Here is a 14183-nt window from a genome sequence, read left to right on the forward strand (position 1 = left end):
ACAAAACTACCGCAAGTTTCAAGAGAAACCTGCGGTAGTTTTTTTAAGGCGTATAGATAGGATGGGTTACTTCATTTTTTCAAAGCCTGCTGCCGTCATACTATCTAAGATGCGTTTACCGGGGCGATAGTTTACGCCTACCGATTTAATAAGGCTTTGATTAAAATCTTTCTCCGTAGCTGCTCCGCCACTGCTTAGGGTAGGATAGAGGGTGCCTAACTTTTCTAAACGAACCATATAGCCATTGGCTAAGGCTTCTTGGGCTACATTTTCTAAAGCAACCAATACTCCTTTGATATCCGCCTCACTTAGAGCAGAGAATTTTTCTATTTGTTTTACCATATCGTCTATGGAGAGCTCGCCTGCACTTACAGCTTGGGCATACCATTTTTTAATGCCACCACCTGCTACCCCAGGCTGTGGTTTTTCTACTACTGTGAATTTTATTGCCATAATTCTATTTTTAATGATTGTTGTTCTTTCAAAAAATTGAAATACACAACAAAGGAAAGGGTTAACTATTTTACTAATAATAAGGCTTCTAGCTTCTGTAAACGAGCTTCCAATTCCTTATTTTTATTTTCCAAGGTTTCTATTCTTGTATCTTTAGCTTTCAACTCTTCTTTTTGAGCTTTTAAAGCTTTATCTTGCTCTATACTATGCAGATAAAGTTCTTCTATCTTCTCTACATTGGTAAGTTGAGTTGCCATAATATCTATATAACCTTGCTTTTTGATAGCTTCTGCGGACTGATACCCCGGTAAATGCCCGTTAGTTTTTACAAAATCTTCTACTTGGCTAAGGGTTTTAAAGCTATAATCTGCTTTAATGCTAGAAGTTCCTGTGTAATATTTTTGGAACACATAGTCTGGGAAAAGGGTAGCCCCATTAGTTCCCATAAAAGCTGATGCCTTTACTTTACCTGCAACTTCTAGTTTTTCTACTGGTGTATCTACGCCGACACCTACATTATCCCCAAAACGAACGGTTCCTAAACCTGTATAAATAGCATAGTTTTTAGTAGCTCCTTTATTTACATCATCTATATACAAACCGTACATTTCTCCTATTGTAGCTGTAGCATCATTAACAAAGAAATACCTTGCTCCATATAACTTATCTACGTTAGCTCCTGCATAAGTTCTGTTATAGTTATAAATACCATAATGTAACGGATTTTTGCTGTTTTGACGGAAATAAGATGCTGATCTAATACCATTAGTCCCTGTCTCTACCGTAGCATTTTCTGAAACACTTACCACATTATCTATTCCATACATTACTTTTACCGCGTGAGCAGGAACTACACCGCCAACAGAATTTTGTGAGCTTATAGTATTATTAATACCATAAATATTACCAATAGTTCCATAATTACTTGAATTAGCTATCCTAGCTCCATAAGAAGATGTGATAGTACCGTAGTTTCCAGTAGTAACATCAATTCCTCTTAAAGTCCCCACATTAGCTTGAGTAATATCCACCCTACCATTTAGAGCATTCACTCTTCCCCCTGTTAATCTTTCTATAGTAATATTTGATCTTAAAGCAGCTGTAAACTCACTTCCTTCTATACTAGAAATATTACTGGTTGTAAGATTATCTGCTGTAATTAATCTAAAGCTATTTCCTAAATAACTTTTTTTATTTGTACTTGTGGTATTATTTCTTTCTGCATGCTCATTTTGAAGTAAATATAAATTTGAAGCATATCTATAGGCGCCTGTAGGAGAGCCATTTGTAGAACCTATATGTGATACGGTTGGTAAAACCTTAGAATCAACTATCGTCAAATGTGGTATTTCATTCGTAGGTATCCCCATTCCTCCACTTGTCCATATATCATCAGTTGTATTACCTCCACCTAAATTCGTTAAAAACATACCTGTATTTGTCTTATAGGCTACAGTATCCCCATTAGCATCAGCTGGTTTTAGATAAGTTTCCGTAACTCCATTATTATCTCTCTGAGCCCAAAGTTGGTCGTTAGCTTGGGAGTCACTTAGCCTCACCCATTTTCCTTCAGAAACTGTTTGGTTGGTAGCTCCATTAGGATTAGAGAAATAGTAGAATCCTGGGGCTACATCTACTACTTTACCTTGGGTATTAGCGTCCGAACCTGTTTTCCCTGTAGCGGTGTTATAAACCACTACACCATCAAATCCCGATAATGTTACCTCATCGGTAACCACCTTTAAATCAAACTTAAACTGTGTTAAATCGGTTTTAGGAAAACCTAACAACTTTCCTTTAGAAACATCTGCTTGACCTTGAAAATTACTTGCATCAAGAAAGTAATTGGTATCAAATAAGCTTTTAGAAATTTCTCCATTGGATAGTACTTGGGCTTGAGCTATTGTACAAGTTCCTAATGCTAATGCCAGTATTGTTATTTTTTTCATTTTGTCTGTTTTTTTATGTTAATAAATGACTAGTTTCTACCTCCTATAAGATACCATTTAGCTCCATCAGACCAAACCATTTGAGCTGAACTTGCAGTAATAGATGAGGTTTCTGATGGGAAATCCACCCCATTAGTCCCTGTATAGTTAAGCGTCCCCCCTGTAGAATTTTTAAAGTGAATAATTGCTCCTTTATGTGCACTAGGTGCTGGGAGTTTTAACGCTCCTGCATTAGTTGTAAACTCATAGAAATCAGCTAAACCTATTTCTTTACCAGAAGAAATTCCTCCTTCTTTTGTCCACTCATAACTTGGAGATACCGTTTGCCCCAATCTTGCGGTAAACTCTTTAGTTGTAGAAGCCGCTCCTACTTTTACCCACTTAATAGCAGTTTTATCAAAGTAGTAAAACCCTTTACCATTGTAATTAGATGTAGTACCTGTAGCATTAGCTGCCCCAGAACCAATGAATAATAAAGTACCATCTTCTAGCCCTGTACCCATATTTTCGGCTCTGTCTGCACTTACATTTGGGATTAAAATCCCCTCTTTGGTATTTCCACTTTTGTTAGCATCAGATATTTGAATCTCTAATGTTGCATTAGGATAAGGAGTATTGATACCCACTTTACCATTGTATTGTCCGTAAGCTACTAAGCCTAAACCTAAAAAGGCGAATACACTCAATTTTGTCGTTTTTGTTGTCATAAAATTTAATTTTAAAATTGTTGATATTTAAAGTTTATAGATATTGGATTTTAGACTTTAGATTTAAGGGTTGAGGTGATACTAGGTTCTAATATCTCACCTCTAAGTTCTAACCTAAAAAAACGCCTTCCCCCTCTAAACACACACAAAACGAGAGGAAAGGCTAATACAGAAAGAGCAAAATACTCCCCCTGAACACTAAAAGCACCTAACAAGAACGACCATATTATTAGACAAAACAATGGTGCTTTTAGCATGTATTTATGAAAGCTAAAATTAGAATAGGATAAACGCCAAAAGCCCCCAACAAAAGTTGTTGGAAGAAGTCTATTAAGCCCAAATTTAGGACTAATGATTAACGATGAAAATCTATATAAAAAGTAATATAATAGAACGCGTAGGCACGGTACTATTTGTGTGTGTGTGTGTGTGTGTGTGTACAATTATTTGGAACAACCAAATAATTGAGGTACTTTTTTACACTTAGTTGTATGTTTTTGATATAGTGGGCCATAAAACTGGGACAAATGTATAAGCTATTTTTTAGATATGCAAGTTTTAGGAGCTTGTTTTTTCTTTCAGAGGATACCATTATCCAATAGTTTTGCTAAAGACAGGGCTAAATTTTTTCTAGAAAAAGCAGAAATATCTTGTGGAGTTTTAGTAAAATCGGTTTGTTTCCAAAGTTGGTATTGCTGTAATAAATACTGCTTTAAAGAAGTTTTGTCTTGGTAAGAAAAATGTTTGCCCGTTTGGGTTTCTTCTAATATCTTCTCTACATCAGCTTGGGCAGGTCCAAAGGAAATAATGGTATTTCCAGAAGCAAGATACTCAAATATTTTACCAGGGATAATCCCTTTAGAAGTCTCTTGAGGGAAGTTCGTTATCAGAAGTAGTGTAGAATGGTGCATCTCTTCCACGGCTTTATGGTGTGGGAGGTATCCTAAATCGTTAATATGGTTTTTAAGAGGCGTGTGTTCCCAACTTTCGGAGATTTTGGCATCAATTCTACCCACCAGTTTTAGCTCAAAGTCTGCTTTAAAATCGGTAAATTCACTAATAAGTTCGTTCAGCGTTTCCCATAATATTTCGGGGTTTCGCAGTTGCTCTAATACTCCAATATAGCTTAATGTAAATTTGGTTTTGGGCTTTCTTTCGGTGATATTAAGAGCTTCAGAATCGTAACCATTGGTAATACATACCGCATTTGCTCCTTTTTTTCTAAAGTTTTCGGCATCGGTGTAGCTGGTAGCAAGGGTAATATCCGCATGATTAAATACCTTCTGCTCCAGTTCTCGATGTTTTCTATCGGCTATTTTGGAGAGTTTAAGGTGTTTGTAGTAGGATATTTCTGTCCATGGGTCACGGAAATCGGCAATCCATTTTAATTTTGGGAACTCTTTCTTGAGTTTAAGCCCAATTAAGTGCAGGGAGTGTGGTGGTCCTGTAGTTACCAAGGCATCAAAATGATGTTCCTTCAAATACTTTTTTAGAAACTTTACCGAAGGATTTACCCAAAATACTCTAGCATCAGGAATAAAAAAGTTTCCTCTTATCCAAATAGAAAGTTTAGAATTCCAACTTTGATTAGTGCCAATATCAAACTGTCCTGTCTTAAATTTTTTGTTGTTTTTGTTGAGTTTTTCGGCAATTTGGTAAGGCTCCCAGATTTTTGTTTTTATAATATCAATATCCTTTGGTACTTCCTTTAGCAGGCTGTTGTCTAATAAAGGATAGCTTGGATTTTCTGGAACAAATAAGGTAGGTTGCCACCCAAATTCTGGGAGGTATTTGGCGAATTTGAGCCATCGTTGCACCCCTGGACCTCCAGCGGGAGGCCAGTAGTAAGAGATAATGAGTATTTTTTTAGGCTGTGGCATTCTGCTCTTTGTAGAGTTTTAAAATTCCCAAGATACTTAGTAAGATGAATACTCCAAAAGCTCCATAAGACCATAGTTTACCTTTGTGCAGAACTTCAGGGTCAAAAACCATTTTGATGGTATGATTTCCTGCAGGAACATAAACAGCTCTAAGAAGGTAGTTTGCCTTTATATAAGGAACTTCTTGATTGTCCACAAACATTTTCCAACCTTTCGGATAGTAAATTTCGGAGATTACTGCAAGTTGAGGTGTTTTAGACTGGCTCTTAAGCTGTATTTCGTTTGGCTGATATTGGGTAAGCTGGATATAGGCGGTACTGTCAGGCTGAATGTTTTTGCCATTAAAGTAGCTTTTGTCTTCGGTGCTTACCACTGCTGTTCTTTTGTTATCTATTGTGCCGATGGCCTTGATTTCCTCGTTAGGCGTATTAGCCCATAAAATGTCGGAAACAAACCAAGCGTTGCCGTTAGCATCAGGGTTAGGGTAGGCTTGTGGATTGTCCGCACTACCTACCACGAAATACTTAGCGTTGAGCATATTCAATACTTTTGGTAATGCTACGGTGTCTTGTTTGCTAAAATATTCGTTGATTAAATCATCATATCTTCTCAGCTTAGCAGCACTATAACCTCCAATAGAAGCTTTGAAATAAGAAGTGTTGGTTTCGCCAAAAGTTCCTAAAGTATTATTGAAAATTCGGTAATGACTCTTATCTTTTTCGGCTAAAGTTTCCAAAGTCTTATTGATGTTCACTTGAGAAAGAAGTCCTTGTATGTAAGGATTGTCTCCTGCCTTTCCTATGAGATAGTCGTTGTTTTCTGTTTGGAAAGGGTTTTCTGCGAAGGTTTTATCTACAAAATTACTGCTGTTAAGATAACGCTGATTTACTGTCCATAAATCAAATAAACTTACCAAACCAATGATAACTAAAGCGATATTTTGAGATAATTTTCCCTTTAAACTAAGCCAAAGCACTATCGCCGTAATGCCTACATATAATATTGCTTTTATAGCATCTGCTCGGAAAAACTGCCATCTTTCGTCTTGTAGATAATTGAGTAGATAGGGTGGGAGATAGGTCTTTTCGGTATCATTGTAAAAGTTTAAAAGAGATTTGCCTCCTACGAGTAAAATCACCGTAAATCCTAACACAGAAGCCGTAGTATAGATGAGGTACTTTTGTTTTAACTCTTTGGAAAAATTTTGATTTTTAAAAAACTGATACAAACCTAAAATCCCAATGAGCGGAAATAAAAGTTCTACCACAACTAGGATAGAAGATGGTGCTCTAAATTTGTTGTAGAGCGGAACATATTCTATAAAAAAGTCGGTAAGTGGCATAAAATGATGTCCCCAAGCCAACATAATCGTGAGGGCGGACGCTCCCAAAATCCAATATTTGTATTTTTTTCTAGCAAACACAAATCCTAACACTGCAAGGAAACAAACCACGGCACCCTGATAGGCAGGTCCAGAAGTCATAGGCTGGTCTCCCCAATAGGTAGGACTACTAAGCCCTTTAATGATATTATTAACTTCCTCTTGTGAGGTTGCATTTTCTTGTACAAGTTCTTGGATACGCCCCATCATTCGTTCCGAGTCTTTTTCTTGGCTTCCGCCTCCCATAAGTCTAGGAATAAATAGGTTGAATGTTTCTAGCTTTCCGTAACTCCACATGGTAATACTTTCTTTATCCATACCAGACTTTTCAGTATTGCCTTTTTCGGTGTTTAGAATTTGCTTTCCTCTTACGGTTTCCTTAACATATTCGGCATTTGCCATGAGCCTTTGAGCATTCATACCTACCCCTAAAGCAATAGCAAGGGCTAGTACACCAGAAGAAATACCGAAGTGTTTCCAAGTGGTATTGCCTTTAATGGCTCTAACAAGTTCTGAAATAAACAGAAATCCTAATGCTATAAATAGGTAGTAGGTCATTTGGATATGATTTGCTGCTATCTGTAACCCCATAAACAAAGCGGTAACAATGAATCCTAAAATGTACTTTTTCCTGATATACACTAATAGAATACCTGCAAGTAGAGGTGCAAAATAGGCTACAGTGTGTACCTTACCATTATGCCCAGCAGCGATGATGATGTAAAAATAAGTAGATAGCCCAAAAAACGAAGCTCCAAGTAAAGCGTACTTCCAATTTCTCACGGTTACCATACCCAGTAGGAAAAATCCTGAAAACAACAAAAACAGATAATTGGCTGGTTTAGGAAGGAAGTTTAAGATATTATCCACCTGTTTTATAAGGTCGCCTCTAAACTGTGCACCTGTTTGGTAGGTCGGCATTCCGCCAAACATAGCATCGCTCCAATAGGTTTCAGTACCGTATTTAGCTCTATAATCTAATAGCTCTTTTGCACCGCCTTTGTAGTGCACAATATCGGGTTGCATAAGCTGTTTACCAGAGATAATAGGATTGGCATAAAGTACAGCGATTAGCACAAAAATAACCAAACTGCCAATGATAAAAATGATGTTTTTGTTTTTCAGATTCATATCACTTCGTGAATTTTGTAGCGTATTATTCCTTTATTTCTTCATAATCTACGGTTTCGGCCTCCCATTTTATATTGCTCTTTTTGGAAGTGCTTTTTTGCCGAGATTGACTTTGAGATTGTGATTGATTTTGAGCTTTCTGATGAGGAAAATAATTATAGAATTTGTTAAAGAATAATCGTTTTAGGATATTCCAAACAAAAAATATAACAATAGTAGTCAAAATTATCTTTAAAATATATTGCATAATTTGTTGTAAATAATACGGTTTTAAAGAGTTAAAAAAATCAAAATACACCTACACTAAAGTAATAGAATAGGTGTATTTATAATATGATTAAGGATTAAGCGTAATGCTAGACTGTGTGGTCTGCGTCATCGTTTGGCTTTGTTTACCATCAGATAAACTTTCCTTTTGTGTAGTAGTCATATTTTGTTTAGACGAAAGAATCCAACCTGTGCTGGCATCTAAAATAATTTTACCATTCTGAGAACCTTCTACACTAATGCTGTGTGTGATACCTTCTTGCTTTTTAGAGTCAGATTTTTTTGGAATGCCACCTTTTATGCTTACTTCTGCCTTTCCATCAGCTACTTTTTCTAGTTTATAAGTGGTACTGATTTTTAGCTTTCCGTCAGGTGTTAAATTATCGGTTTCTGTCCAAGTTTCGCCTATTTTAACTCCTTTTTTAGGCAGAATGTTAAGGCTTTGAGTAAATTGTTCCTTAAACATTTTCTCATTAAACCCTTGCTTGAAACCGTCCATAAATTGTTTTCTTTCTTTGGCATCTTTGATAAGACTAGTGATGTTTTGTTCCACCTTTTTATAAACTGCATCAAATCCCGAAATAGAAATAACATTCCCCTTTTCGTCCATTTTCATTTGGAGTTTGTTACCAGAAAGAGCTTTGTTTACCGTCCACATACCTTTTAGTTGTTCCTCTTTTGGTGCAGCTTGTTTGGTATCAATAACTACTGTTTTGCCTTGGGAAGAAGATTTATTAACTTTTCCTACGAGGTTTACGGTAATATCGTAAGTGCCATTAACAAAATCGTTTACGGTAAACGTAATTTCATCGGTCATTTCTTGTGTACCACTAATGCTTTTCCCAGAAGGGTCTTTTACAGTAGTAACATCTTTTTGAAAGGAAGTTAAAGGATAAGTTTTACCTTTTTCTAGTTTAAAAGATAAAGAATATATTCCAGCAGAATCAGCGATGGCAGGTTTTGCCTCAGGAATTTTAGCTCCTTCTTCCTGCGGAGTATCTACTGTAATGGTTTCAGCTTTACCTGTTTCTTTATTGATAACCACTTTGGTTTCTTTGTCTTTTTTACAAGATGTTAATGCGAATGCAACGATGCTAAGTGCAATTATTTTTTTAATCATTTTAAATATTTCAAATTTTAGTTGTGTTATTTTAATTTTAAAGTCCCATTCTCTGTCTTACCACTTCGTACAGGATAGCACCACAAGCTACGGACACATTTAGGGATTGCGTTTTACCTTCTATTGGTAGTTTTATTTTTTCGTCAGAATGGTGAAGTACTTCTTTAGAGATGCCTTTTTCCTCGTTCCCCATTACTAGGGCAAAAGGAATTCTAAAATCCACATCATAGATTAGTTGTTCCGCTTTTTCGGTTGCAGAAAATACAGAAACCCCCGACTGTTGAAGGAAATCTACGGTGTGAGCTAGATTTTTTTCTTTACATATTTTAACATTGTATAGGGCTCCAGCAGAAGTTTTAATAGCATCTGAGTTGATGGAAGCAGCACCTTTCTCTGGAATGATGATGGCATCTACGCCTACACATTCTGCGGTTCTACAAATGGCTCCGAAGTTTCTAACATCAGTTAGTCTGTCCAAAATGACTAAGAAAGGTGTTTTACCTTGTTCAAATATTTCAGGGAGTACCGCTTCTATACTATGGAAAGGAATATCTGAAATAAAAGCCACCACGCCTTGATGATTTTTTCTCGTAAAACGGTTGAGCTTTTCTATGGGTACATAGTTAGGACGGATTTTATGCTTTGCTAAAAGTGCTTTAAGTTCGGCATAAATGCTCCCTTGTAACCCATTTTGTAAGAATACTTTATCTATGGTTTTACCTGCTTCTATGGCTTCTATTACAGGTCTTAAACCGAAGATGAAATCTTCTTTTTTATCGTTATTTTTTTGGTGCGATGTATAATCTTGCTTCATTTTCTGTTGTTTAGTCAATCATCAATGCTCTTCTCTGTGCTAATATATAGCCGTAGTGCAAGCTTTCGTGTAAGTTGTTGAATATAATGGCTTCTTTGATACTTTTAATATCTATCCCAAAACTGGTGGAATATGGCGAGTAGTCCAAAAATAGACCATCATCATAGTCTTTCATTAAAACTCTAGAAGTCTCGGATAGTAGAAATCCTAAATCCTCTACTTCAGAATCCTTTACATCTAAGTTTGGGAGTGTGCCTTTTTTGTATCGTTCTATCCAGTAAGAGTCTATCCGAAAAGGGTTGCCACTAAGATAGTAGTGCAACAACTGTTGAGTGGCTACACAATGAGCAATGTTCCAATAGATGTTATTATTAAATCCATCAGGAATTATGAGCAATTGCTCCAAAGGAGAGCTTTGCAGTACTTCTAATAGATTTTTTCTGACAGCTTTATGGTTAGAAAAATGATAGTTCATTTAAACTTTATTAAAAATGTATTTAATCCTCAAAAATAGTTTAATTAGTTGAAAATGCCAAAGTTTTATTATAAATTAACTATTTTCTAGGGAGAGCTTGGTTAAGTACGATGAATAAAGGATTTAATTTAACAAACTTTAACACAAATTTAGCTTAATTTATTTTGAAAATATTCTCGAATTATTGCACTTTTACCAAATATTTTTGAATAAAAATGGCAGAATTACATCAAGCGGAAGAAATAAAGATTTTAACTGAACAGATTCAAGTTCAGAACTATCATTTTAAGCTCTTAAAAGAAGAGATGGGGAAAGTGGTTATAGGGCAGTCTTATATGGTGGATAGATTGCTAGTAGGGCTTTTGGGTAATGGGCATATCCTTTTAGAGGGCGTGCCTGGCTTGGCAAAAACTTTGGCTATAAAAACACTTTCGGAAGCCTTACAAGGACAGTTTTCAAGGATACAGTTTACGCCAGACCTTCTACCTGCAGATGTGGTAGGTACAATGATTTATAATGTTAAAGAGAATGATTTTTCTATAAAGAAAGGTCCCGTGTTTGCTAATTTTGTGTTGGCTGATGAGATTAACCGTGCTCCAGCAAAGGTGCAATCGGCACTATTGGAAGTGATGCAAGAAAAGCAGGTAACCATAGGTGATGAAACATTACAGTTGCCAAAACCATTTCTTGTAATGGCAACGCAAAACCCTATTGACCAAGAAGGAACTTACCTTTTGCCAGAAGCACAAACCGACCGTTTTATGCTAAAATGTAAAATAGAATATCCTGAATTTGAGGACGAAAGAGTGGTGATGAGAATGGTGTCTACATCAGATATTCCTAAGGTAACTCCTGTGGTATCTTTGGAGCAAATTTCAGAAGCAAAACAACTTATCAATAAAATTTATTTGGACGAAAAAATAGAGAAATACATTTTGGATATGGTCTTTGCAACTCGTTTTCCTGAGCGTTATGGCTTATCCGATTTAAAAGATTATATCAGTTTTGGTGCGTCTCCTAGAGCATCTATCGGTTTAGCGGTGGCATCTCGTGCAATAGCCTTTATTAAAGGAAGAGCTTTCGTGATTCCAGAAGATGTTAAAGAGATTGCAAAAGATGTTTTAAGACACCGAATTGGATTGAGTTTTGAAGCTGAAGCCGAAAATATCACTACAGATGAAATTGTAGATAGAGTTTTAGCTAGAGTTCAAGCTCCATAAAACTTTATTTTATTTGATACAGAAAAATAGATGCAGGTAAAAGACATCATAAAGAAGGTTAAGCAGATAGAAATTCGCACCAAAAAAAGGATAGATGCAGCACTTATGGGGCAGTATCATAGTGCTTTTAAAGGGCAGGGAATGGCTTTTTCTGAAGTGAGGCAATATCAGTTTGGAGATGATATTAGAAGGATTGACTGGAATAAAACTGCTCGTTTCAAAGAACCCTTTGTTAAGGTGATGGAGGAGGAAAGAGAGCTTACTATTATGCTATTGGTAGATATTTCTGCGTCTATGGATTATGGAACAAAGGTTCAACTAAAGAAAGAATTTGTAGCAGAGATTTGTGCTAGTTTAGGATTTTCGGCAGTAGGAAATAATGATAAGGTAGGTGTGGTACTTTTTGCAGATAAAGTATATAAAGTCATTCCGCCACAGAAAGGTAGGAAGCATATTTTAGCCATTTTGAGTCAAATTTTGTCAGCAGATTATGTACCTGCGAAATCTAATATAGATGTAGCTTTAGAATATGTGATGAATGTTTTTAAGAAGAAATCGTTTTTGTTTTTACTATCCGATTTTAATGATGAGATAGATGAGAAAACATTAAAGGTAGCATCAAGAAAGCATCAACTATTAGGAATAAGAGTAGCAGATGATAAGGATAACGAAATTCCAGATGTGGGATATGTGTTTTTTCAAGATGTAGAAACGGGAGAAAATATTTGGGTAAACACTTCTAACCGAAGATTTAGATACCACTTTGCGGAAGAGCAAAAGCAGAATTTAAAAAAGATGAAAGAAACTTTTGATAAAAGTTCTGCCCATTTCATAGACCTTAAAACAGGAGCTGATTATACGCGAGCATTATATCAATACTTCCAAAGGAGATGAAACTAAGAATAATTTATACATATATAGCAGTATTTCTTTTACAGTGCTTTGGGGCTCAAACACTTTCCTCTAGTCTTACAAAAAATAAAGTAGGAATGGGAGAGCCTACGGTGCTTAAAATAACCATCAATGGTCTTCAAGGGAAAGATGTAGTGTCTGCTCCTAAAAATGAGTTGTTGCCCTTTCATTTTGAAGAAATTAAAGATGATATAGATAAAAAAGAAGACCAATACACGAGGCTGATAGAGTTTGCTATTTTTGAGGAAGGAACTTTTAAGATTCCACCTTTGGAATTCAAAATTGGAGGGCAGGTGCAAACAACGATACCTTACGAAATACAAGTGGTAAATACGGCTCAACAAGGAGATGAGGTGAAGGATATTATGAATAACAAGCAGGTGGAGCTTGGGGTAAGAGATTATTGGGAGCTTTATAAATATTATGTGTTAGGCATTTTAGGCATTCTAGCATTGGTATTTCTGATAGTGTTCTTTGTTAAATACGGAAGAAAAAAATCAGCGGAAGCTAAATTACCAACTAATAAAACCCTAAAAGCACTAGAATTATTAAAGAAGAAAAAGTATATTCAGTCAGGTAATTACAGAAGTTTCTATGTGGAACTTATAGAGATTAGCAGAACTTTTTTACAAGAGCAGTACCATATTCCTGCGGAAGTTTTATTAACAGATGATTTGTTGGCTTTAATGAAAGAAGACTCTAAAATATCCATAGAAAATGAAAAAGTGATAGAGGAAGTCTTTTTGAGAGGAGATTTGGTAAAGTTTGCTAAAACCATTCCTGATGCCGATTTAATGGAAACCGACTATCAGAAAATAGTGGATTTTGTGAAACGTTCATATCAAGATATAGAATTTGAAAACTTAAGGAGAGATGTTTAATTTTGAGTTTCATAATCCTTGGTTTTTATTACTTTTTTTAGGTTTTATACCTCTTGTTTTTAGAGATTTAAGTCATAAGAAAAGAAAAGGAGTTGCTGTGTCTTCTACTAAGAATATGCAAGTGATTTCTTATTTTGGAGCGGTGTTGTGGCTACTCAGAGTTTCTAAATATATTATTCTTTCGGCTCTTATTTTGGCGATAGCAAGACCTAGGACTTTCAGTATTTCGGAAGATAGGGACGAGACTAAAGGTATGGATATTGTGCTTTCCATAGATGTGTCGCTGAGTATGTTGGCTAAAGATTTAAAACCTGATAGATTAACGGCTCTCAAAGAGATTGCAAGGACTTTCATTAAGCAAAGAACTACGGATAGGATAGGCTTGGTGGAATATTCTGGAGAGGCGTTGATGAGAGTGCCTTTGACTTCGGATCATAGGGTAGCAGAGGAGGAATTGATGAGTTTTAACCCAATGGATTTGGAAGGTGGGACTAATATCGGCGATGGTTTGGCAGTGGCTGTTAGCCATTTAAGAAAATCTAAAGCAAAGTCTAAAATCATTATTTTGATGACAGATGGTGTAAATACCATAGATAATGCGATGTCTCCACTAACAGCAGCAGAATTGGCACAAAATAATGATATTAAAGTTTATACCATAGGTATTGGGAGTAATGGCTTAGCATTGATGCCTACACAGCAAGATATTTTTGGTAATTTGGTGTTTACGGAGGAACAAGTGAAAATAGATGAATATCTTCTGAGAGATGTAGCACAAATTACAGGAGGTAAGTATTTTAGAGCGACTTCTAATGAGAGTTTAAAGCAGATTTACGAAGAAATAGACACTTTAGAAAAGTCCAATATTAAAACCTCTAAGATTTACAATTATCAAGAGTATTTCAGGTGGTTTTTATGGATAGCATTGGTAACTTTAGTTCTAGATGCTTTGTTGAGATGGAGGGTGTTTAGAGTATTAAATTAACAAGAGAA

The 14183-nt window shown here is 35.9% G+C and carries 13 protein-coding genes; 4 read left to right on the forward strand and 9 right to left on the reverse strand.

The annotated features are described in order from the left end of the window. Window positions 1-66: 66 nt before the first annotated feature. The 9 genes from VIX88_RS11945 to VIX88_RS11985 all read right to left on the reverse strand — a co-directional run bounded on the left by VIX88_RS11945 (window position 67) and on the right by VIX88_RS11985 (window position 10177). Window positions 67-453, reverse strand: a complete 387-nt coding sequence (locus tag VIX88_RS11945) for an HU family DNA-binding protein (RefSeq protein ID WP_064969358.1) — start codon at window positions 451-453, stop codon at window positions 67-69. A 65-nt stretch (window positions 454-518) separates the two neighbouring features. After that, window positions 519-2402, reverse strand: coding sequence for a hypothetical protein (locus VIX88_RS11950; RefSeq protein WP_222535105.1), 1884 nt, complete (start codon window positions 2400-2402; stop codon window positions 519-521). Window positions 2403-2431: 29 nt separating this feature from the next. Further along, window positions 2432-3109 (reverse strand): hypothetical protein, encoded by a 678-nt coding sequence (locus VIX88_RS11955; protein WP_064969360.1) that lies wholly within the window; start codon window positions 3107-3109, stop codon window positions 2432-2434. Window positions 3110-3687: 578 nt separating this feature from the next. Beyond that, on the reverse strand, window positions 3688-4989 hold the full coding sequence (locus tag VIX88_RS11960) for a glycosyl transferase family 1 (protein ID WP_064969361.1): 1302 nt from the start codon (window positions 4987-4989) through the stop codon (window positions 3688-3690). Beyond that, window positions 4976-7501, reverse strand: coding sequence for a YfhO family protein (locus VIX88_RS11965; protein WP_064969362.1), 2526 nt, complete (start codon window positions 7499-7501; stop codon window positions 4976-4978). The genes VIX88_RS11960 and VIX88_RS11965 overlap by 14 nt, the downstream gene beginning before the upstream one ends. Before the next feature lie 25 nt (window positions 7502-7526). Continuing rightward, window positions 7527-7748: a hypothetical protein gene (locus tag VIX88_RS11970; RefSeq protein WP_064969363.1), complete on the reverse strand. Its 222-nt coding sequence runs from the start codon at window positions 7746-7748 to the stop codon at window positions 7527-7529. A 90-nt stretch (window positions 7749-7838) separates the two neighbouring features. Further along, window positions 7839-8888, reverse strand: coding sequence for a DUF6263 family protein (locus VIX88_RS11975; protein WP_222535106.1), 1050 nt, complete (start codon window positions 8886-8888; stop codon window positions 7839-7841). Window positions 8889-8925: 37 nt separating this feature from the next. Then, complete coding sequence (gene rlmB, locus VIX88_RS11980) at window positions 8926-9702, reverse strand: 23S rRNA (guanosine(2251)-2'-O)-methyltransferase RlmB (protein WP_310503702.1); 777 nt, start codon at window positions 9700-9702, stop codon at window positions 8926-8928. A gap of 10 nt (window positions 9703-9712) precedes the next feature. Further along, window positions 9713-10177, reverse strand: coding sequence for a DinB family protein (locus tag VIX88_RS11985; RefSeq protein WP_064964763.1), 465 nt, complete (start codon window positions 10175-10177; stop codon window positions 9713-9715). A gap of 215 nt (window positions 10178-10392) precedes the next feature. Between VIX88_RS11985 and VIX88_RS11990 the strand changes: the two genes are divergently transcribed. From VIX88_RS11990 to VIX88_RS12005, 4 genes are read left to right on the forward strand one after another with little or no spacing between them, the layout of a single operon-like run. Further along, on the forward strand, window positions 10393-11397 hold the full coding sequence (locus VIX88_RS11990; RefSeq protein ID WP_064964762.1) for an AAA family ATPase: 1005 nt from the start codon (window positions 10393-10395) through the stop codon (window positions 11395-11397). 30 nt (window positions 11398-11427) lie between these two features. Next, window positions 11428-12291, forward strand: coding sequence for a DUF58 domain-containing protein (locus VIX88_RS11995; RefSeq protein WP_004917470.1), 864 nt, complete (start codon window positions 11428-11430; stop codon window positions 12289-12291). After that, entirely contained in the window at window positions 12288-13190 is a 903-nt protein-coding gene (locus VIX88_RS12000) for a BatD family protein (protein ID WP_214193908.1), read from the forward strand. The genes VIX88_RS11995 and VIX88_RS12000 overlap by 4 nt, the downstream gene beginning before the upstream one ends. After that, window positions 13183-14175 (forward strand): vWA domain-containing protein, encoded by a 993-nt coding sequence (locus VIX88_RS12005; protein WP_064964759.1) that lies wholly within the window; start codon window positions 13183-13185, stop codon window positions 14173-14175. Before VIX88_RS12000 ends, VIX88_RS12005 begins: the two co-directional genes overlap by 8 nt. The last annotated feature ends 8 nt before the right edge of the window (window positions 14176-14183 follow it).

Origin of the sequence: Riemerella anatipestifer (genome assembly GCF_035666175.1) — a bacterium.
GTDB lineage: Bacteria > Bacteroidota > Bacteroidia > Flavobacteriales > Weeksellaceae > Riemerella > Riemerella anatipestifer_D.

Excerpts from the sequence above, each read along its gene's own strand:
- VIX88_RS11955 (WP_064969360.1), bottom strand. The coding sequence starts at position 3,109 with ATGACAACAAAAACGACAAAATTGAGTGTATTCGCCTTTTTAGGTTTA.
- VIX88_RS11945 (WP_064969358.1), bottom strand. The coding sequence starts at position 453 with ATGGCAATAAAATTCACAGTAGTAGAAAAACCACAGCCTGGGGTAGCA.
- VIX88_RS12000 (WP_214193908.1), top strand. The coding sequence starts at position 12,288 with ATGAAACTAAGAATAATTTATACATATATAGCAGTATTTCTTTTACAG.
- VIX88_RS11995 (WP_004917470.1), top strand. The coding sequence starts at position 11,428 with ATGCAGGTAAAAGACATCATAAAGAAGGTTAAGCAGATAGAAATTCGC.
- VIX88_RS11985 (WP_064964763.1), bottom strand. The coding sequence starts at position 10,177 with ATGAACTATCATTTTTCTAACCATAAAGCTGTCAGAAAAAATCTATTA.
- VIX88_RS11950 (WP_222535105.1), bottom strand. The coding sequence starts at position 2,402 with ATGAAAAAAATAACAATACTGGCATTAGCATTAGGAACTTGTACAATA.
- VIX88_RS11960 (WP_064969361.1), bottom strand. The coding sequence starts at position 4,989 with ATGCCACAGCCTAAAAAAATACTCATTATCTCTTACTACTGGCCTCCC.
- VIX88_RS11990 (WP_064964762.1), top strand. The coding sequence starts at position 10,393 with ATGGCAGAATTACATCAAGCGGAAGAAATAAAGATTTTAACTGAACAG.
- VIX88_RS11965 (WP_064969362.1), bottom strand. The coding sequence starts at position 7,501 with ATGAATCTGAAAAACAAAAACATCATTTTTATCATTGGCAGTTTGGTT.
- VIX88_RS12005 (WP_064964759.1), top strand. The coding sequence starts at position 13,183 with ATGTTTAATTTTGAGTTTCATAATCCTTGGTTTTTATTACTTTTTTTA.
- rlmB (WP_310503702.1), bottom strand. The coding sequence starts at position 9,702 with ATGAAGCAAGATTATACATCGCACCAAAAAAATAACGATAAAAAAGAA.
- VIX88_RS11970 (WP_064969363.1), bottom strand. The coding sequence starts at position 7,748 with ATGCAATATATTTTAAAGATAATTTTGACTACTATTGTTATATTTTTT.
- VIX88_RS11975 (WP_222535106.1), bottom strand. The coding sequence starts at position 8,888 with ATGATTAAAAAAATAATTGCACTTAGCATCGTTGCATTCGCATTAACA.